The organism is Rhizobium sp. BK650 (assembly GCF_014195325.1).
GTDB lineage: Bacteria > Pseudomonadota > Alphaproteobacteria > Rhizobiales > Rhizobiaceae > Rhizobium.
The window spans coordinates 46,392-65,574 of the sequence record NZ_JACIBK010000019.1 but is presented as its reverse complement, the minus strand read 5'-3'; the positions used below and the strand labels follow the sequence as shown (position 1 = coordinate 65,574).

Below are 19,183 nucleotides of genomic sequence, written 5' to 3'. Positions count from 1 at the left end.
AGCGCATATGTTCCCTATTTGTTCCTGTTGTGAATGTGAGTCAACGCACATGTATACGGTTGATATTCCCAGCCACTGCAGCCCACAGCAATTGATCGCAAAAATCCCTACGAAATCAAACGATGAATCGAATGAGCCACGGCACGCAATTCCACTTGTAGCCAGGTGACGACGCATCTCCATGGGTTGTCCGAGGATGGTTGCCAGGAGACGGGGTCAATCGATGCCGGACCTCATGATTGCACGGGGGGTGCAATTTTCGACGCAGACGTGCTGGAATCACTTCCTCAACATTAGGTGGTAAGCCATTGAAATTAATTCGTTTCGCGTCGGAACGAATCACTCTCGCCAGACTTGAGTCGACAATCGTCGATCAGGAGTATCGCGTCATGGCGCCAGGACATCGTGCCCAGTGGAAGGGGTTCTTGAAGGTTGGAGAGGTGAGCTGCGGGGTTGCACTCTACACCGCTGCCTCAACAGCCGAGCGCATCACCTTCAACACGGTCAATAAGGCGACGGGCAACCCAGTTAACCGTATCTTCATCGATAGCGAGACTGAGGAGCCGGTGCCGAAAGAGGAACAGACGAAGGGTTTCGAGATCGACGATGGTCGCTACATCATGATCGATCCGGACGAGATTGCCGCGACCATCCCCGAGAGCAACAAGACCCTGGAGATTGAAGCCTTCGTCCCCTGCTCGGAAATCGACGACGTCTATTTCGACAAGCCTTACTACCTGACGCCGAGCGACCGGGTGGGATCCGATGCCTTTACAATGCTGCGGGACGGAATGAAGAGAGCGAACGTTGCGGCGATCGCAAGGGCGGTCCTCTTCAGACGCATGCGCACGGTTCTCATCCGTCCGCATGGCACCGGGATGATCGCAACCACTCTCCAATACGATTATGAGGTCCGTTCATCGAAGACGGCGTTCGAAGAGATCCCCAAGCTGAAGATCGAGGGCGAGATGCTCGATCTTGCCAAGCATATCATTTCGACGAAGATCGGCGAGTTCGACCCGGCCACTTTCGATGACCGCTATGAGCAGGCTGTCGCCGAACTGGTCCGCGCAAAACTCGAAGGCAGGTCCCTGCCGAAACCGAGGACGGTGCAGGTCTCCAAGCCGAACGACCTTTTGGCCGCACTTCGCGAAAGTGCCGGGCTTGCAGGCAAGACCACAGAACAGCCCAAACGCACCGCCGCCAACGCCAACAAAGGCACCGGCAGGCAACGTGCCGCGGGCCGGGCTAAAACCGCCACACCAGCCGCCTCGCAGCGTAAGGCCGGGTAGGAGCACGAGCAATGGCACCACGTCCCTATTGGAAAGGTTACCTCAAGCTGTCGCTGGTCACCTGCCCGGTTGCAATGTCGCCGGCGACGTCCGAATCGGAGAAGGTGCGCTTTCACACGCTCAATCGCGCCACCGGCAACCGTGTCGTCTCCCAATATGTCGATTCGATCACCGGAAAGCCGGTCAAAGACGAAAACGAGGCCAAGGGCTACGCGCGCGGCGAGAACGACTATGTAATCCTGACAGACGAAGATCTGGACTCGGTGTCGCTCGACACAGTCCGAACGATCGATATCGAGAAGTTCGTGCCTGCCGATTCCATTGGTTGGACCTATCTGGAGAAACCTCACTACCTGACGCCCGACGATCCGGTCGGCCAGGAGGCCTTTTCCGTCATTCGCGACGCCATGAAGGCGTCGAAGGTTGTCGGCGTGTCGAAGCTTGTCATCGGACGAAGGGAACGCGCGGTCATCCTCGAACCCCGCGATGAAGGCATCGTACTTTGGACCCTTCGCTTCGGCGACGAGGTTCGGCCGGAAGGTCCCTACTTCGAAGGGATCGACAGCGACTCCGAGAAGGACGCCCTTCCCCTGGTCGAGAAGCTGATCAAGCAGCGCACGAAACATTGGTCGCCGGCCATGGTCACAGATCCGATCCAGGAGGCGCTGCTGGCGCTCATCGAGGACAAGAAGAAGACGCTGAAGCCGAGAAAAGCCGGCAAGAACAACAAGCCGCAAGCCGCCTCCGCCTCCAACGTCGTCAACATCATGGATGCCCTGAAAAAGTCGGTTGCGGCCGAGAAGCGGGCTGGCCGATGAGCCGCCGCGCCAAACCGCTCCTTCAAGACGACCAGGTTCTGAAGTCGAAACGCGCCCGTTCCCGCGACCCCGCGCAACCCAATCTTCCCTTCGATCCGATGCCTGAGCGCATCGAGCCGTGCCTGGCGCTTTTGAAGCAAATCCCCCCGCAAGGTCCGGATTGGGCGTTCGAACTGAAGTGGGATGGTTACCGCCTTGCGATCCATATCGAGCCGAACGGTGTGCGGATCATCACCCGCGGCGGGCACGATTGGACGCACCGGTTTCCAACTATCGCCGAGGCAGCGAGGAAGCTTGGCGTCGCAACAGCGATTCTGGACGGCGAGGCGGTCGTTCTCGACAAAGAGGGCCGTTCGAACTTCGGCGCATTGCAACGTTCGCTCGGCGGTCGGGGCGGCAAACGTGCCTCGACCGAATCCGCGTTTTTCGCCTTTGATCTTCTTTATTTCGACGGTCACGATCTGACCAAAACCGAGCTCTCCGTCCGACGCCACCTGCTCGAGGATTTCCTGGACGGTGCTACCGGCGCAATCCAACTGTCAGAGGAAGTCGCCGGCGACGGCGCCGAGCTTCTGGCAAACGCCTGCTCGATGGGACTTGAGGGCATCATCGCCAAGCACCGGGACCGCCCCTACCGCTCCGGCAGAACCGGCGATTGGCTAAAGATCAAATGTGTCCAGAGCGAGAGCTTCATGATCGTCGGCTACGAACAGTCAAAAGTCGCGCGCGGCGGAATCGGCAGCCTGCTTCTTGCCGCCCGCAGCGGCCACGACTGGGCCTATGTCGGCTCCGTCGGAACGGGGTTCGATGCCAAGGATGTGGCGGAGTTGCGCGCGCTGCTCGACAAACTCAAGACCGGTAGGCCGGCGGTCGCGCTGAAGGGCAAGAATCTCATTTTTGCGGAGCCGACATTGATCGCTGAGATCAAGTTCCGCGGCTGGACCGATGACGGCAACTTACGTCATGCATCTTTCAAGGGTCTGCGCGAGGTCCAGGACAACGCCGCCGTCTTCGATATCAACGAGAAACCGGCCGGAACAATGTAATCGTCGGCCAGTTTCCTGAAGGACAAACTCTCGACGGAGGATCGACTATGTCCCGTGGACCATTGACTGCACTACTGGCCGTGCTTGCTGTCGCCGGCTACCAGAACCGTGACAAGATCGCAGAAGCCTTGAAGGGAATTGGCCAGCGCGCCCAAAGCGGCCAGACCGGTGCCGACAGCGCACCAAGCGCAGGCGGCATTGGCGACATTCTCGGCAACCTCGCCCACGGTGGAGGCCTCGGCGACATTTTCGGCGGCAGTTCAGCCGGCGGCATTCTGAGCGGCGGTCTGGGAAGCCTTCTGGAACAGTTCCAACGCAGAGGCCTGGGCGACAAGGCTGAATCCTGGGTCGGCACCGGCGAGAACAAGCCGATAAACGATCAGGAACTGAGCCAGGCCCTTGGGGACGAAACGCTAAACGAGCTTTCTGCCAAAACCGGCCTCTCGAAGGAAGAAATCTTGAGCCGTCTGTCTCGCGATCTGCCGAAGGCCGTGAACGAATTGACCCCTGACGGAAGCGTGCCAACGCAAGCGCAAGCCGATGCCTGGACTTCGGCGCAATCTTCATCGACGCCGACGCCAGGCGGCACATTCGCCTGACATCGGTCATAGAGAGTCAGCCGCCTGCCTCTGATCGCAAGGCCTTGCCCGCCGCTTGTTGGCTGCGCTCTTTTGCCCGTCGCCTGGATTTGGCTTCGCGTCGGGCAGGCCGCAGCTCGTCGAGCGTCGGTGTCCACCAACCTCGCACTCGCTCTGGCGCCTGCGGCGGCATCCGCGCCGGCCAGGTCGTCACCAATTCCTCCAGCGTGCCGCGCCGCCACGACGCCCAGACATATTCCTCGTCATCGGCGGCCGGAAAGTAGAAGGCGCTAACCGTCGCCGGATCCGCGATTTCACCGTCGGTCCCGATGAAGAAGACGATCCCGACATGCGTGCCGATTGCACGATCGAGCGGCGGAGCATCGTCGTCGGGGACCGGATATCGGTGCCGCCGGCGCTCCTTCAACCTTGCCCTGGATGCCGCCTCCTTCTCGGTCCCTCGGACAGCCTCACGCCTCGCGCGGCGCGCCTCCGGCTCGCTATGTTCGGCCGCCGCCTCGATTGCCGGCCAGCGCTGGCGCAGTTGCTCGAACGAGCGGTAGGGTACGGACCAGAGCCGGCGAGCTGCATCCCACCGTGCATGCGGAATTTCGCGGATCTCTTCGACGACAGTGCGTGCATAGGGCGTGCGGATCTGCAAGCTTGCAGGCGCCGCTTCGAGATACCGGCTTTCGATCGGCTCGAAGGCAAAGGCATCCCTCCCCTTCTCGTCGGCGAACCTGTCGGCTTCGGCCTCCATTTCGGCGAGCCACCGGCCGATGCGCTTTTCGGCGGTGCGGCCGGGCACGAACCAGGCATTCAAGCGGTCGCTCCACCGGGCTCGCGGAAATGCATCCCGAAAACGGGCCACCGTTATCCGATCATGGGGCAGGTCGGTCGTTGCCCCTTCGGGCGGCGGTGTTTCGGATCTCTTTTTTGTTGCGTCGTCCATATGACATCGCCTGCAGCTGCCACTCGAAAGATCACGCTGCTCGTCCTGATTTTCCGAGCCGCTTGATCGCCTGCTCCAGCGCCCGCTCGCCCTCACGATAGTCCCGCCACGCCGACGTTTTCGCAAGCAGCGCCGGGACGGTGCGCAAGGTAAACCGCTTCGGGTCGAGATCTGCCTTCACCTGCGCCCACGTGAGAGGCATCGAAACGGTGGCGCCTGGACGTGCGCGCGGCGAGAGCGGCGCGACCGCAGTCGCCATGCGATCGTTGCGGAGATAATCGAGGAAGATCTTTCCGCCTCGAAGGCTCTTGGTCATCTTGATCAGGTAGAGGTCAGGATTGTCACGCGCCATCTCCTGACAAACGTCATGTGCAAAGCCCTTGGCTTCTGCCCATGACAAGGGTTTGCGCTTGCTGACGGCGAGCGGTGTCACAACATGCAGTCCCTTGCCGCCCGTAGTCTTGCAGAAGCTGACGAGACCCAACTCGTCGAGGCGATCGCGCATTTGCTGGGCCGCCGCTACCACGGCCGAAAACGGAACATCTGGTCCGGGATCGAGGTCGAACACCAGCCTGCCTGGCACTTCCGGCTTGCCGGGCTCGCAATTCCAAGGATGCAGTTCGATCCCGCCGATCTGGGCGATGGCTGCAAGTCCCTCGATCCGATCGATCTGCAGGTAAGGCTTCTTGTCGCCAAAGACCTTCACCAATTCCAGAAGGTTGGAGGTGCCAAGCATAGCGTGGCGTTGAAAGAACTGCTCTCCGCCGATACCGTCCGGCGCCCGAATGATCGAACACGGCCGGCCTCTGATATGCTCGATCAGCCAGGCTCCGACAGCTTCATGATAGCGAGCAAGGTCCCCCTTTGTAACCGGCTCGCCATCACCGGCGTCCGGCCAGAGCGGTTTGTCGGGATTGGAGATGAGAACGCCCATGACCTCGGCCTTCGCGCCTTTGCGGCGGCCAGACTTGATCTTGGACGTCGCGCCAGGTTCAGCCGTATCGATCCGTGCGGGCGGTGCAGGCTTTTCGGCCTCGACCTCTGTGGCCGGCTTATCCTCGCGCAGTCCCTTGAAGGCAGCCTGGCGCACGAGGCCATCTGCGGTCCAGCCTTCGAATTCTATTTCGGCGACCAGCTCGGGTTTGACCCAGACAACCTCGGCCTGCTTCTTTGGCGCTCCGATCCCGGTGAACAGCGATCTCGCCGTCTCCAGCGCCTTCAGCTTCGGAAGCAGCGTCTCGACCTTTTTGATGCCATAGCCGGTCCCGACGCGACCGACATAGACGAAGTGATCGCCGCGATGAACGCCGACAAGCAGAGACCGAAACTTGCCATTGGTCTTGGCGTAACCGCCGATCACCACCTCATGGCCGGCCCGGCATTTGGACTTTGCCCAAGTGTCGGTGCGGCCGGACTGATAGGGCGCGTCCATTTGTTTGGAGACGACACCTTCGAGATTGAGCTTACAGGCCGAGCGGAGTACGGCATCGCCGCCGGATTCGAAATGCTCGACATAGCGGATATGCGGATTGCCGTCCGCGCTGGCGAGGACGTTTTGCAGCCGCTCCTTCCTTTCCATCAGCCGCATCGACCGCAAGTCCTCGCCACCGTCGAACAGCAAGTCGAAGGCGAAATAGAAAAGATCGGCGGTCTTCCCTTCAGATAGAGCGGCCTGAAGTGCTGCGAAATCAGGGGCACCGTTTCCGTCGAGCGCGCAGATCTCGCCATCGATGATGCAGTCGGGAAGGCCGGCAGCCGCATCGGCAATTTCGGGATATTTTACCGTCCAGTCGAGGCCCTTGCGCGTCTTCAACGTCGCAGCTCCGCCGGCGACCCGCATCTGGATGCGGTACCCGTCGAACTTGATCTCGTGCAGCCAATCGTCGCCGGGGGGCGGCCGATCAAGCGTTTCGCAGAGCTGCGGATCGATGAAATCCGGCAGATCCGCAGGGGTAGAGGTCGCGACATCTTTGCGCTGTCGCTTCTTGCGCTCATCGGCCGCCAGCCCATGCTTGCTGTCCCAGACCGCGTCGGCCTCGATCTCGCCATTCGCCATCATGAACGGACGCGGCTTGCGGCCCTTGCCTTCTGCGATCTGTTCCATGGTCCGACCGGAGGCGACCGAGGTCGCGTTCTCCTCCAGGACGGCGGCTCCGTTTTCCTCGACAGAGTAATCGTCGTGATGCTTGATCAGCAGCCAGTTCGTCCGCTTGCCGCCGTCCCGATCGCCGTGCATCCTGACGAGGACGAAACTGCCATGCAGCCGCTTGCCCTCGAGCGTGAACTTGAAGTCGCCTTTCCTCAAAGCCTCCTGCGGCGATTTCCTGCCTTCCGGCTCCCAATAGCCGCGATCCCAGAGCATAACCGTGCCACCGCCGTATTGGCCTTTCGGGATGGTGCCTTCGAAATCGCCGTAGTCGAGAGGGTGATCCTCGACCTCGACGGCGAGGCGCTTGTCATGCGGATCGAGCGACGGTCCTTTGGTCACCGCCCAGGATTTGAAGACCCCGTCGAGCTCAAGCCTCAGATCGTAGTGCAGACGGGTGGCATCATGCTTCTGGATCACAAACCGCAGGCGGTTGGAAGGCTTGACCTGCGCTTCGCCGCTCGGTTCTCGTGTCTTTTTAAAATCGCGCTTGGCGCGATATTTCGAGAGAGTGTCGGCCATGCTCAGTGGCTCGATATTCGCAGCGCACCCGCCTCGCCGAGACAGCGGCGGACAGCGACGACCTGGCTGATTGTAACGTCGGCCGAAACCTCGATCTCGCCGCCGAGCGGCGCATCGCGGCGAGCGCCCTCTTCGTGCGAGGCATCCCCGCCCGAGGCAACCGCGCCTGCGGTATTGCGATCACCCGCCGACTGGATGAAGATGTCGGGCCGTGAGATGCCATGCTGCTGAACCAGATGCTCGATCGCGATATCGGCGGCTTCCCGTGTCTCGAAGGTGGCTCGGATCGTCGTGGTGCTGTCGTCGCCCATGGGCTCTCTCCTGATGACATTCTCTTACTCACGAGAACGCCTCCGGCGGCTGGTGGTTTCGCTTGGTAGATCTGGATGCCATAGGAAATCGCTGATTGCGGCCAAAATTGTGTAGCTTTCCCGCCTCTGTTTGATCATTTTCCAGGTGCTGGACGAATTGGTAGGGCCAAAAGCAGCGTCCTCATCGGCGCAGGCTTCCGGGGCCAATTTTTCTCCAAGCTCCCGCCATAGATCGGTGCGATCGGTTCACAGTAGATATCGGCGTCAAGTCGTAAGGGTCGCAACACATTACCGCGAACGAAAGGTCCTTCAGCTCCAATCCCAGATGAAAGGGCGGGCGCAATCCGAAGGCCAGCAGGGCAGACGAAAACGGTGGTTTCCAGCAAGGAAACACACCCCTCTTCGTGTCGACACTGGAGTTGTCAGCAACACAGAGAATATCGGAAGGACCGCGACCGGCAATCGGACTAAAGTCCCTCGCTCCCTCACCAATTTTGGCTGAAAAAACGGAGGAGAACAGATTGTCAGCCGATATACTGTTCCCTTCTCCTTCGAGGAGGGAGCGTTCGTCGGAAGGCACTTGTAGTACCTGATCGCGCCCAGCTTTGCTACATCAGAGCCCACCGGCGCGATCTGATGGGTCGACTTTGCCATGAGCGGCCAGAGTACCGCGGTAACGATTCATGACATTTGCGATGCGCCGCACCATTGGAAGATGTTCGAGCGCCGCCAAATCGACTGACAGCTTGGGCCTCCAGTTCGGATAGGTTTTGTCAGTACCGGGGATGTTGGTCGGCGCCTCTTCGTTCGTCAGGTCTGCAAGCCGAACGCTGACGAGCATGCACGGGGTTGAAGCAACGTATTCGTGAACTGCGACGACAAGCTGTTCCGGGTCTTCCGCACCTGACTGCTCGTCCGGCCCGATCATTCCGGCGGCGGCAAGAGCTGCAAGAAGGCTTTTGCGTTCGCTCTTGCGTATCTTCCGATGCTGCAAGGTCATGCCCTTCGAAACGAGCCCATGTTCCAGACGAAGATTGATATCAGAGGCTTTCCACCATCCGGAAAAGGTTTGATGGTCGTGGGTGGAAACACAGGCGAGCGCGAGTTCCGGATAGTCTTGGGGTTGCACGAAGCCTTCCTTCGACTGTTCATAGGACAGGATGCGATAAGACAGCACACCGACAGCCGCCAGATCTTCGCGCAGTCCGGCCGCGACATCGCCAAGGTCTTCGCCAATGACGATAGATTGATGTCTGACGGACATGTACGCCAGCTCCTCCAGCATGTCGTCGATCGGATAACGGACGTACGCCCCGTCTGCCGGCGTGGCATCGGTCGGTACAAGAAACAATCTGGCGAAAGCGGCGGCATGATCGATCCTTACTGCGCCGGCATATTGCATGGAGGCTGTCATCAACCGGGCGAAAGGCGACGGATCACCGCTGGTGATCGTGTCCGGCCGCAGTGCCGCAAGCCTCCAGTCCTGGCCTTTGGTCGCGAAGGGTTCGGGTGGATTTCCGATGGCAGCACCGCGAACGTACAAGGTTCTGTCGCTCCAGGTGGCGGACCCGTCGAGCGCTTCCCCGACGGCGAGATCGAGATAGAGCCCCACGCGCATCCCGGCCCTGCGGCAGCACTCCTTTGCCTCTGAAAGCTGGATATGGGCAATCCATTGCAGCCATTGATGGAATTTAATCTCATCCTCATGTGATCGAGCGAATTGGCGTGCACCCGCACTTTTCGGCGATTGGAATTCTGGTGGCCAGCTCAACCAACCGGCACCTATACCCTTAGTCGTCTGGGCATAGGAAAGGGTCTCGAATAGAGCATGAAGACGCAGATCACGCCCCCCATTGCCGATGAACTCCTCGAATTCCGGATTCTCTGCCTGTTGGACCGATTTCCAGATTGTGCGAAGAACGCGGACCTTGATTGCCGCGACAGCCTCGTAGTCGACGAGCGGAAGCTCTCTTAACTTCGAAAGCTCCGCCTCGACGTCAGGCGAGGTGGCAAAACCCTCCACCTCGTCGACGGCGATGTAGAGAGGGTTTAAAAATTTGCGGTTGGAAGGTTCGTATGGACTGCACCGGTTCGCCTCGTAGAGGAAACCGGCATGCAGCGGGTTCAAGCCGATGAATTCGGCGCCAAGAGCGCCGGCCATCGGGCAGATCGCCCATAGGTCCTTGAAGTCACCCATTCCCCAGTTGCGGTCGGACCGCAATTCGTACAGCTGCAGACTGAGGCCCCAAGCCGGACGATCTATGAGGCTCGCTGGTGCATGACAACGAACCTCACCATCTGATGATATGCTAGCAACATCTTCACCAAGCGCAGCGAGCGTTCTGACGAGGTTACGATCCGAGACACGAACCAGGCGGCCCTCCGGGGATGGACGAACCAATTCTAGCCCCTTCTGCCTTGCAAGGCGCCGGAGCGACCGGGGCGCTTCCTTCATTCTTGACCTCCAGTCGGTGCAGTCGTTTCGGGTTTGATGTTGCACTCTCCGAGAGTCGGAGCCGAAGGTGGTGAAGATGTCCCGTCAGCCGCTTTGGAGGGTTTTTCCGTGCAGGCCGAACTCAAGAGAAAGCCGATCGTTCCACGAATGGAGATAGATGACGGCCCTTAAACTGCGTGTACCGTCGGGGAACTTTCATCATCAGACGAAGTTCCTGAGAACTCACGGTTGAGATCTGCGGGCTTTGAGCACGGCTCAGTACTTTCCTGATCGGCAACCCAGTCTCTTATAAATTGAGGACCTCGCCGATGAAGCATTCAACAACAAGTGCGATGATCGTCATTGCCGCCACATTGGTCATCGGGTGCAGCACACAAGAGGCCGCCATAACGCGATCGGGTCCCACTCCTTTGCCCGGCAGCCTGACTTACGGTGGCAAAGTCGTCCATTCCCGCTACAAGCCTGGGACGATCGTCAAAAACACCTTTCTCGGGCAATTCGGATACCGTGTCTTCGAGCGGTACGTCGTTCAGCCAGACGGAACCTTGCGGCTGACCTATCAGACAACGGGGCCTGATTTTCTTTGGGACTGAGCGCCCGCTGCGTAACCATGCGCGCCTCCTGATGCTGGCGACCCGCAGTATTGTCACAGGACGACGGAAGCCGAAGCCGCGGCGCCTCGCCGCCGCGATCGGGCTGCGTGCAACAGCACCAATGACATCTAGGTGTTCAGATTATCCTAGGCTTGCGGCCGACTACCGGAGCCGATCGCACCTGGTGTTGCCTGCCTTGTTCCTCAGCTTGCAAGCGAGCAAGGCGCAGCCTTGCGGTTTTGGCTTCGCGCAACCGCCGCTCCAGTTCGAGGGCCTCGCGTGCCGCTTCGTTCGTTTTTTCGAACCGTTCGATCTTTTCGTTGGCGGTGCCGACGACTCTTTTCCGCTTAATGTTATATGTCATGGGCCATCTCCTTAAGAGGAGGTAACGAGCTTGCTGGCAAAGAGATGCCGTACGGTACCGGACGCTCGCCCCACATCATCGGTATCCTCGTCAGCAGCATTCCCCGGATGATGTTCTAGAGCGCAATGACACCTCGCAGGCTCGCATTTGCTCCTCAGACGACGCCCATCAAACGTTGATATCGCATCAAACGGTGTTATGTTCTGCCTTTGTTTCGACGCGGCTTTTCGCCGACCATTGGCTCCATGAAGCTAGAATGAAAGACTTAAGCTCCTTCCCCATCCGAAAGATCGTCCATGTCGACATGGATGCATTTTATGCGTCGGTCGAGCAGCGCGATAATCCGGAGCTGCGTTGCAAGCCGATCGCCGTCGGCGGATCGGCAGCGCGCGGCGTGGTGGCGGCAGCAAGTTATGAGGCCCGCGCTTTCGGTGTTCACTCGGCCATGCCTTCGGTGACAGCCAAACGAAAGTGTCCGGACCTGATTTTCGTGCCGCCGCGCTTCGACGTCTACAGGGCTGTGTCGCAACAGATCCGCGAGATTTTCGCCGAATATACGCCGGTCATGGAGCCGCTCTCGCTTGACGAAGCCTATCTCGATGTCACCGAAAATCTGAAAGGCATGGAGATCGCCACCGAGATCGCTTCCGAAATTCGGGCCAAGATAAAACAGGTGACCGGGCTCAACGCGTCGGCCGGCATTTCCTACAACAAGTTCCTCGCCAAAATGGCAAGCGACCTCAACAAGCCGAACGGCCAAGCTGTCATCACACCGAAGAATGGGCCGGTCTTCGTCGAAGCGCTCCCCGTCAAGAAGTTTCATGGCGTCGGCCCGGCGACGGCCGAAAAGATGCACCGGCTCGGGATCGACACCGGCGCTGATCTCAAGGAAAAGACGCTCGAATTCCTTGTGGAGAATTTCGGCAAGTCCGGTCCTTATTTTTATGGGATAGCCCGCGGCATTGACGAACGCGAGGTCAAGCCGAACCGGGTACGCAAATCAGTCGGCGCCGAAGATACGTTCTCGCAGGACCTCCATGCCTATGAGCCGGCGCGCGAGAGGCTGCAGCCGCTGATGGAAAAAGTATGGGCTTACTGCGAGGCAAACGGGATCGGCGCCAAGACGGTGACACTCAAGGTCAAATATGCCGACTTCAATCAAATCACCCGCAGCAAGACTGTTCCGGCACCTTTGCCGGCGATCGCCGACCTAGAAGAGGTTGTTGACCTCCTGCTGTCGCCGATCTTTCCGACCCTCAAGGGCGTCCGCCTGCTCGGTGTCACCCTTTCCTCGCTGGAGCGGCAGACCGCTGCGACGGAGCCGCAATTGAGGCTCGCGTTTTAGAGCGCCAGCGCCGGCTGATCAGAAGCGCCCGAGGTCCTTTTGATACGGAACGTCCCTGCGGGCAACGGCCGCAGGATCTCGTCCTCCGGCACCGTCCCATCGAGCCAGTCCATCCTTTGATCCCGTGTGAGTACCGCCATCTGCCGATCGCGGTAGGGTGCAATATCCGCATTCGCTTCGATGGTTAAGATGGTATAGGCCTCGGGCCAATCCTCGGCCGCCGGCCGCCAGATCCCCGCGAAATAAAACCAGTCCCCATTGGCGAGCGAAAAGCTGAAGTTCTTGTAGCGAAACTCGGAAGCCGGCACCAGACAGCGGTGGGTTGGAAATCTTCGGCCTTCCGATCGGACGAGATTGACGGCGCGCGGAGCGCCATCTCGGGCACGAAGCCCCCAAGGCAGCTCCACCATCTCCACTTCGCCGGCATGGCGCCTGACGATGATCCGACGGTAATCGATAGGGGCGTCAGAGTGAAAGATCGTCGCATTCATGATTGAGAACATATCAGGAACAAACGCATTGGACAAGATCAACGCTCACGTATGCTGTCCGGCCGTCGGCTGCGGATGCCCGAGATCCATGGTTCTGCTGGAGCGCGCGTGAACCGATACTATATTGCACCTTTGGCGGCTTGGCCGTGAGCGATCGAGAAACGGAAGAACAATGTGCAATGATTACCGATTGATGGTGGATGCTGCATCGATCGCAAGAGACTTCGCCGATCTGAAGATCAAGATCCGGTTCGCTGAAGGCATACCGAACCTGGAGGCCCGCGAGGATATCAAGATCACGGATGTTGGTCCGATCGTCCGCATGATCGAGGAAGGCGATGAGGCAGAGCTCGTGCAGCGGCGATGGAGTTGGCCCGGGCCGAACAAAAGGCCGGTCTATAATTTCCGCTCCGAGGGGCGGGAGTTCACGTCCAACCGGTGCCTGATCGTCGCCGACGGATTTTACGAATTCACCGACGCGAAGGACCCGAAAAAGAAGCGAAAGGACAAATGGCTTTTCACCAAAAAGGACGAGCCGATCTTCTGTATCGCGGGCATCTGGCGCCAAACGCCGGATGTGGGTCAAGCCTTCACAATGCTGACTATGGAGCCGGGGCCTGACATCTTGCCATACCACGATCGCCAGATCGTCATCCTCGAGCGAAATCTATGGGCAGACTGGCTCGATCCGACCGTATCAGCAAAAGCGTTGATCAAACCGCTCCAAGCAGGGACGTTATCGGTTGAGCATGTGGGGTAATCCTCACGACGGCACGACGCGGACGCCCCTCAGGAAGAACACGCTTGGTACGCTAAGAGTCCAAACCTACGCTCTTGCCGAATCGATCTTGATTCGCAGTTGTCAAGATGGAAAGATGCCCTTGCGTTCCAAAACGAGACGAGGGTTGCGATGCCACATGATCTGAGCCATGGCATTTATTCTCCCCATGACCTGCAAGTCATGCGGCATATCTTCACCAAAATCAGCTCGGAACTTTGGTTCTCGCCCGGGTCGGCGAATAAGGCCGCGCTTGCCCGCTACATCATGCGGATGTATCGGCGAGGGCTAGTATGCCCGGAGCGTCTGGAAGCGCTTTGCCGCACCGCTGCGCACGAGAAGTTCTCGCGCCACTCGGGCCTGGAAGGCTTTCGATTCCTGCTCGTGGAAGATGATTACTACACGATGGCGGATGCGAGGCAGCGGCTGAATTCGCTCGGAGCGAAAGTTCTGCCCGTTTCCTCCGTTTCCGCCGCGCTCGATATCGCCGAACACGAACACGACCTCGATGGCGCATTGCTTGATCTCAATCTGTCAGGTGAAATGGTCTATGCGGTCGCGGCCGTCTTGAAGATGCGGCAGATCCCTTTCGCCTTCATCACCGGATATGATGATAGGCTTCTGCCGCCATCCTACCGCAACGACAAAGTTTTTTTGAAGCCCGCCGACTGGGCCATCGCGGCAAAGCATGTCGCGAGCCGCTCGCAACGACTTCTGGCAGCATAAGAGTCTAGAACCGGTCATGTAATATCTTCTATGCAGCCGAATTATGCTGCGAATTGCGGTCGGCTCATACCGCCCCCGCCGTAAGTGCTGCCTGTACCACTTAGATAATATGCCCGCATGGGCTTGAATCTAAAGAATTAGACCATCGACCACAGCACCGACCAAGGCGCCATGCTCCCCGCCGTAAAGGCGCCAATCAGAAGAAACCGCGTTTCGTCGGCGACCTCTTCATCAAATTCGACAGGCCGACTGCTGAGATTTGCCATAAGCCGCAGCCTGCTACCACCTGAGAGTGCCCATTCAACGATCAGGCCGCCACCGGCCGATAAACGATGGCGCCCACCTCCGCGGACTATGTCCATCAAGATGGGCGCGATCCGTTGGCGCCGTAGAACAATAAGCTCTCGATAGAAATCGAGCCATTGCGTAGAGTTATCGGATTCAAGGTTCGTCCAATCGAGCTTTGCAGACAGGAAGGTAGCCTCTGTCGTCGGATCCGGCAGATCGTCGGCATCAAATCCGGGAAGACGTGAGAGTTCCTGACGCCGGCCCACCCTGACTTTCTCGTTCAGCTCTTCATCGAAATCGCAAAAATAGGGGAAAGGCTCCTCGGCGCCCCATTCTTCTCCCATGAAGATCATCGGCACTTGCGGGCTCAGCAGGTATACGCCGGCAAGGGCTCGAAGCACCGCACCCTGTCGGCTTACGGTCATGCGGTCGCCGAGAGCTCGATTGCCAATCTGGTCATGGTTCTGGATGAAGGAGACGAATGCCGATGGAGGCAGGTGACTGCTCCTCGTTCCTCGCTTTTGACCGCGGTAGGGCATGTGTTCTCCCTGGAACACGAAACCTTCGGCCAACGCCCGCCCGAGCTTGGCGATATCGTCACCATAGTCGGCATAGTAGCCGAAGGTTTCGCCGGTCGCTGCAACGTGCATGACGTGGTGAATATCGTCGTTCCACTGCGCAGAGAAGAACCGGGGGTGCCCGTCCTCATCACGCTCGAGAAGGCTACCATCATTGTCTTCATTCTCGACGATGAGGTGGACATGTCGTTTGCCGGCTGCCTCCCTTACCCGCCGCGCCAGCTCGTGGAGGAGGTGCTCCTCTGAGCGATCCTTGATCGCATGCACAGCATCCAGGCGCAGACCGTCAAACCTGAAGTCGGTGATCCAATAGATGGCGTTTTGGATAATGAATTCCCGGATCGGCCGGGACCCGTTCCCATCATAGTTGATCGCATTTCCCCATGGCGTCTTGTGACGGTCGGTGAAAAGCGGAGCGTAAAGAGGGAGATAATTTCCGTCGGGACCGAAATGGTTATAGACCACATCCAGGAAAACACAGATACCACGCGCATGAGCTTCGTCGACGAGCCGCTTTAAATCTTCAGGCCGGCCGTAGCTGCTGTCGGGTGCATAGGGAAGGACGCCGTCATAGCCCCAGCCGCGCCGACCAGGAAAATCAGCCACCGGCATCATCTGGATTCCGGTCACTCCAACCGACTTCAAATGGTCGAGACGGTCGATTGCCGCAGCGAATGTCCCCTCCTGCGTAAAGGCTCCGACATGCAGCTCGTAAAGAACAAGATCATCGAAGCTACGGCCGCCCCAGTCAGTTGTTCTCCACCGGTAGGCATCCGGATCGACGACCTCACTTGGTCCATGAACATCGCGCGGCTGGTATCGGGAGGCAGGATCGGGCACGGAAAGACCGTTCTCTAGGATGAAGGAATAGGCGGTCCCTGGTCGCGGGCTACCGACTTCACATCGGTGCCAGCCGTCGTCGGATCGCACCATATCTGTCGTTTCGCCTTCCTCGAATGACAAAGCGATCTGGTTTTGAAGAGGCGCCCACAAACGGAATTGCGTGGCACATGCGGAAATTCGGGGGCCGAAATCGTATTCAGTCATGTGAGATTCCCCAGGTTGTGCGGCTTGTCGTGATGCGCGCTCTTAAATCTCAATTCGGCGCAATAGTTCCCGCAACGTCATCTTCCGTCCTGGGCAGCTGCGCACGGATGAATATCGCGGTGCTCCGATCCCATGGGCCGAAGTTCTCGACGACCGCGCATCGGGTGGTGCCGCGCTCGGGCAGGGAACTTCAGGCCTGGGAGAAGGTTAGGCGCTCGTTTGCAACGATTGAGAGTACGATGAAGATCTTCCTAGCTTCAGCCCTGTTCCTGATGACCTGCGTACCTGGCATTGCTGCCGATGACGAGGCGACCCGGCATGCCAATGACTTCGCCACGAAGGCGGCTCTGTCGAACCTGTTTGAAATCGAGGTGGCCAATATCGAGCTCTCCAAAGGTAAAGCGGCGGATGCCAAAGAGTTCGCGCGGGACATGCTGAGGGACCACGAGAGAGCCGGTCCGCTGCTTGCCGAGGCCGCAAAGCAGGACGGAATTCCGATACCCGCCGAACTTGATTCCGAACAGCGTCAGAAGGTCGAAGCCCTTCAAACCTCCGATCCCGAAAATCTCGACCAGGCCTACCTTTCGACGCAGGTGACGGCCCATCAGCAGGCGGTTGCACTTTTTGACGAGTTCGTGAAGCAAGGTCCGGACGGCCAGCTCAAGAAGACGGCGGCCAAGATCTTGCCTGATCTGCACATGCATCTGACACGGATCCAGGCCCTCGCCTCTAAATAGAACGATCGTCGGTACCAGGTCGGCGACGTACAGTAGAGGGCGGGCAGCGACCTCTGCGATAGTGACGGTCTCTCATCCTGCGCGCGCCAGTCGTTTTATTCGACCGCGGCGCGGCCGCACGACTTTCCCTTGTCAGCCTGATGTCACGCTTGCAAAACAACGTCTCCTGGCTTGCCGCCTTAAACCGGCTGCCGACACAACAACCGTAAGGTCAAACAACGGTCAAGGCTGGCAGTCATTGCGCGACAGCGATCGGCCCGAGTGACGGACGCTTGGCGCGCCGGCAAAACCAAGGTCCGACCTTGGAACGAGGTTCGAACTGGGCCGTTGTCTGGCTGCGGTTGCATGACCGCTCGATTCTGAAGGAGGATCAGATGCTTCGTAAGATGATGACGGGTGCTGCCCTTGTCGCAGCTTTGATGTCGGGGACAGCCTTTGCTCAGTCGTCCACGGTAAATGGTGCGGCTGGCGGTGCAGTTACTGGTGCCATCGTTGGCGGTCCTGTTGGCGCTGCCGTAGGCGGGGTCGCCGGGGCAATCGTTGGCACTGCCATCGATCCGCCGCCACAGAAGACAGTGACCTACGTGAGGGAAGCTCCGGCTCCATCGACGCGGGTTGTTGTGAAGGAACGGATCGTCGTCGGTCAACCGCTTCCCGATACGGTCGTCGTGACGCCGGTTCCGGAGGACCCGACCTACGCCTACGCAATCGTGAACGACGAGCGGGTGATTGTCGAACCGTCGTCGCGGAAGGTCGTCCAGATCATCAAGTAAGCGTTTCCACCGGGCGGGGCGTCCACCCCGCCCATTCTCCCCAAAGCAGAATCCACAAGACATGGGCATTTGCCAGTACTGGATCTCGCGATCACCAGTTGTCACCGCGACAACGCGCCATGGGCCATGCACCGGGCCTCGAGCGCGTCGGCGAAGACTGATCCGGTGATCTCCGTCGTAGGTTTCATTGGCGCGGCGCGCCTGGCCCTACCAGCCTACGCTGTTCGAGGCGTCGGCGTGGAAACTTCGTGGTCGTCGCCAGCGCCACGGTAAGGAGGCCAGAGAGCCAGGCCATGACAGCCATCACAGGAGACAGCGTGAGGATAAGGGACAAAGCGAGGACGGCTGCACCTAGGATGGTGTCGAAGCAAAGATGGATGCGAAGCGGCAGCAACCGATGAATACCCGCCTCGTAATCGGTCAAGACAGAATTGAGAAGAACAAGGGAACCTATCATCATTATCGCGTGTCGCGCTGGCTCCGGCTCCTGGAGCAGGATGGGCCCCGCCAACAAGAATGCTCCACAAACATAATCGGCAAGACCGTGAACTAATGAGGGAACGAAACGCATTGGAACCTCTGGGCTGGTTCGATCCAACCAGAGACAAGTCGCCCGTGTTCCCCGCAGGCATGCCGATTTTCCCCCTAAGGCTTGGGAACCGGTGCCGGCTTGACTTGTCTGGTCCCCTGATCAAGGAGGCCGCCATGCCAGATGAAGGAAAGCAATCCCGACCAGCGCCTGCGCAATACCAATTCCCCGGCGAGAGCCGCCGGGATGATCCGACGATGGGGATGATCAATGCCGAACTCGCCGACAAAGGTTTTCTCGTCTCAAGCACAGACGAACTCATCACCTGGGCGCGTACCGGCTCGCTGATGTGGATGACCTTCGGGCTCGCCTGCTGCGCCATCGAGATGATGCAGATGTCCATGCCTCGCTACGACGTCGAGCGTTTCGGCGTGGCACCGCGCGGCAGCCCCAGGCAATCTGATCTGATGATCGTCGCCGGCACGCTCTGCAACAAGATGGCGCCGGCGCTGCGCAAGGTCTACGGCCAGATGCCCGAGCCGCGCTACGTGATCTCCATGGGCTCCTGCGCCAATGGCGGCGGCTATTACCACTATTCATATTCGGTAGTGCGCGGCTGCGACCGCGTCGTGCCTGTCGACATCTACGTGCCCGGCTGCCCGCCGACCGCCGAGGCGCTGCTTTACGGCATCCTCCTCCTGCAGAGAAAGATCCGGCGCAACGGCACGATCGAAAGATAGTGCGGAGGAGACGAGGCGCCGGGCCAGCCTCCGGATCGGCCTCCTCAAGCAATCGGAGGAGCATTTCGAGCCGA

17 protein-coding genes are annotated in these 19,183 nt (G+C 59.2%); 11 read left to right on the top strand and 6 right to left on the bottom strand.

Going from position 1 to position 19,183, the window contains the following annotated elements; translation table 11 throughout:
- Positions 1 to 389: 389 nt before the first annotated feature.
- The 4 genes from FHX15_RS29700 to FHX15_RS29685 are packed head-to-tail and all read left to right on the top strand — an operon-like array spanning position 390 to position 3,755.
- Positions 390 to 1,292, top strand: a complete 903-nt coding sequence (locus FHX15_RS29700; protein WP_184401912.1) for a Ku protein — start codon at positions 390 to 392, stop codon at positions 1,290 to 1,292.
- An 11-nt stretch (positions 1,293 to 1,303) separates the two neighbouring features.
- Complete coding sequence (locus FHX15_RS29695) at positions 1,304 to 2,110, top strand: Ku protein (RefSeq protein WP_184401911.1); 807 nt, start codon at positions 1,304 to 1,306, stop codon at positions 2,108 to 2,110.
- Positions 2,107 to 3,156, top strand: a complete 1,050-nt coding sequence (gene ligD / locus FHX15_RS29690; RefSeq protein WP_184401910.1) for a non-homologous end-joining DNA ligase — start codon at positions 2,107 to 2,109, stop codon at positions 3,154 to 3,156. Before FHX15_RS29695 ends, ligD (FHX15_RS29690) begins: the two co-directional genes overlap by 4 nt.
- 47 nt (positions 3,157 to 3,203) lie before the next feature.
- On the top strand, positions 3,204 to 3,755 hold the full coding sequence (locus FHX15_RS29685; protein ID WP_184401909.1) for a YidB family protein: 552 nt from the start codon (positions 3,204 to 3,206) through the stop codon (positions 3,753 to 3,755).
- A gap of 16 nt (positions 3,756 to 3,771) precedes the next feature.
- On the opposite strand, the gene FHX15_RS29680 is transcribed toward FHX15_RS29685, so the two are convergent.
- The 4 genes from FHX15_RS29680 to malQ form a co-directional block, all read right to left on the bottom strand.
- Positions 3,772 to 4,686, bottom strand: coding sequence for a hypothetical protein (locus FHX15_RS29680; RefSeq protein ID WP_184401908.1), 915 nt, complete (start codon positions 4,684 to 4,686; stop codon positions 3,772 to 3,774).
- A 31-nt stretch (positions 4,687 to 4,717) separates the two neighbouring features.
- Entirely contained in the window at positions 4,718 to 7,354 is a 2,637-nt protein-coding gene (gene ligD, locus FHX15_RS29675) for a DNA ligase D (RefSeq protein WP_184401907.1), read from the bottom strand.
- A 2-nt stretch (positions 7,355 to 7,356) separates the two neighbouring features.
- Entirely contained in the window at positions 7,357 to 7,665 is a 309-nt protein-coding gene (locus FHX15_RS29670) for a hypothetical protein (protein ID WP_184401906.1), read from the bottom strand.
- A 613-nt stretch (positions 7,666 to 8,278) separates the two neighbouring features.
- On the bottom strand, positions 8,279 to 10,120 hold the full coding sequence (malQ, locus tag FHX15_RS29665; protein WP_184401905.1) for a 4-alpha-glucanotransferase: 1,842 nt from the start codon (positions 10,118 to 10,120) through the stop codon (positions 8,279 to 8,281).
- Positions 10,121 to 10,428: 308 nt separating this feature from the next.
- Here malQ and FHX15_RS29660 point away from each other — a divergent pair, with 308 nt between their 5' ends.
- Both FHX15_RS29660 and dinB read left to right on the top strand, forming a co-directional pair.
- Positions 10,429 to 10,713: a hypothetical protein gene (locus tag FHX15_RS29660; RefSeq protein WP_246779145.1), complete on the top strand. Its 285-nt coding sequence runs from the start codon at positions 10,429 to 10,431 to the stop codon at positions 10,711 to 10,713.
- 620 nt (positions 10,714 to 11,333) lie between these two features.
- Positions 11,334 to 12,422, top strand: coding sequence for a DNA polymerase IV (dinB, locus tag FHX15_RS29655; RefSeq protein WP_184401904.1), 1,089 nt, complete (start codon positions 11,334 to 11,336; stop codon positions 12,420 to 12,422).
- Here the strand turns inward: dinB and FHX15_RS29650 are convergent.
- Positions 12,419 to 12,916: an SOS response-associated peptidase family protein gene (locus tag FHX15_RS29650; protein WP_184401921.1), complete on the bottom strand. Its 498-nt coding sequence runs from the start codon at positions 12,914 to 12,916 to the stop codon at positions 12,419 to 12,421. The two genes, dinB and FHX15_RS29650, sit on opposite strands and share 4 nt — an antisense overlap.
- 169 nt (positions 12,917 to 13,085) lie before the next feature.
- Between FHX15_RS29650 and FHX15_RS29645 the strand changes: the two genes are divergently transcribed.
- The gene (locus FHX15_RS29645; RefSeq protein WP_184401903.1) at positions 13,086 to 13,673 is read left to right on the top strand and encodes an SOS response-associated peptidase family protein; all 588 of its coding nucleotides are present in this window, start codon (positions 13,086 to 13,088) and stop codon (positions 13,671 to 13,673) included.
- A gap of 150 nt (positions 13,674 to 13,823) precedes the next feature.
- On the top strand, positions 13,824 to 14,417 hold the full coding sequence (locus tag FHX15_RS29640) for a hypothetical protein (RefSeq protein WP_184401902.1): 594 nt from the start codon (positions 13,824 to 13,826) through the stop codon (positions 14,415 to 14,417).
- Between the two features lie 137 nt (positions 14,418 to 14,554).
- Here FHX15_RS29640 and treZ read toward each other — a convergent pair whose 3' ends face one another.
- Positions 14,555 to 16,330, bottom strand: coding sequence for a malto-oligosyltrehalose trehalohydrolase (gene treZ, locus FHX15_RS29635; RefSeq protein ID WP_184401901.1), 1,776 nt, complete (start codon positions 16,328 to 16,330; stop codon positions 14,555 to 14,557).
- Between the two features lie 239 nt (positions 16,331 to 16,569).
- Between treZ and FHX15_RS29630 the strand changes: the two genes are divergently transcribed.
- The 3 genes from FHX15_RS29630 to FHX15_RS29620 all read left to right on the top strand — a co-directional run bounded on the left by FHX15_RS29630 (position 16,570) and on the right by FHX15_RS29620 (position 19,109).
- Positions 16,570 to 17,067 carry a DUF4142 domain-containing protein gene (locus FHX15_RS29630; RefSeq protein WP_184401900.1) on the top strand — a complete coding sequence of 166 codons (498 nt, stop codon included), beginning with the start codon at positions 16,570 to 16,572 and terminating at the stop codon, positions 17,065 to 17,067.
- A 374-nt stretch (positions 17,068 to 17,441) separates the two neighbouring features.
- Positions 17,442 to 17,840 (top strand): DUF1236 domain-containing protein, encoded by a 399-nt coding sequence (locus FHX15_RS29625; protein ID WP_184401899.1) that lies wholly within the window; start codon positions 17,442 to 17,444, stop codon positions 17,838 to 17,840.
- Positions 17,841 to 18,545: 705 nt separating this feature from the next.
- Complete coding sequence (locus tag FHX15_RS29620; RefSeq protein WP_281413837.1) at positions 18,546 to 19,109, top strand: NADH-quinone oxidoreductase subunit B family protein; 564 nt, start codon at positions 18,546 to 18,548, stop codon at positions 19,107 to 19,109.
- The last annotated feature ends 74 nt before the right edge of the window (positions 19,110 to 19,183 follow it).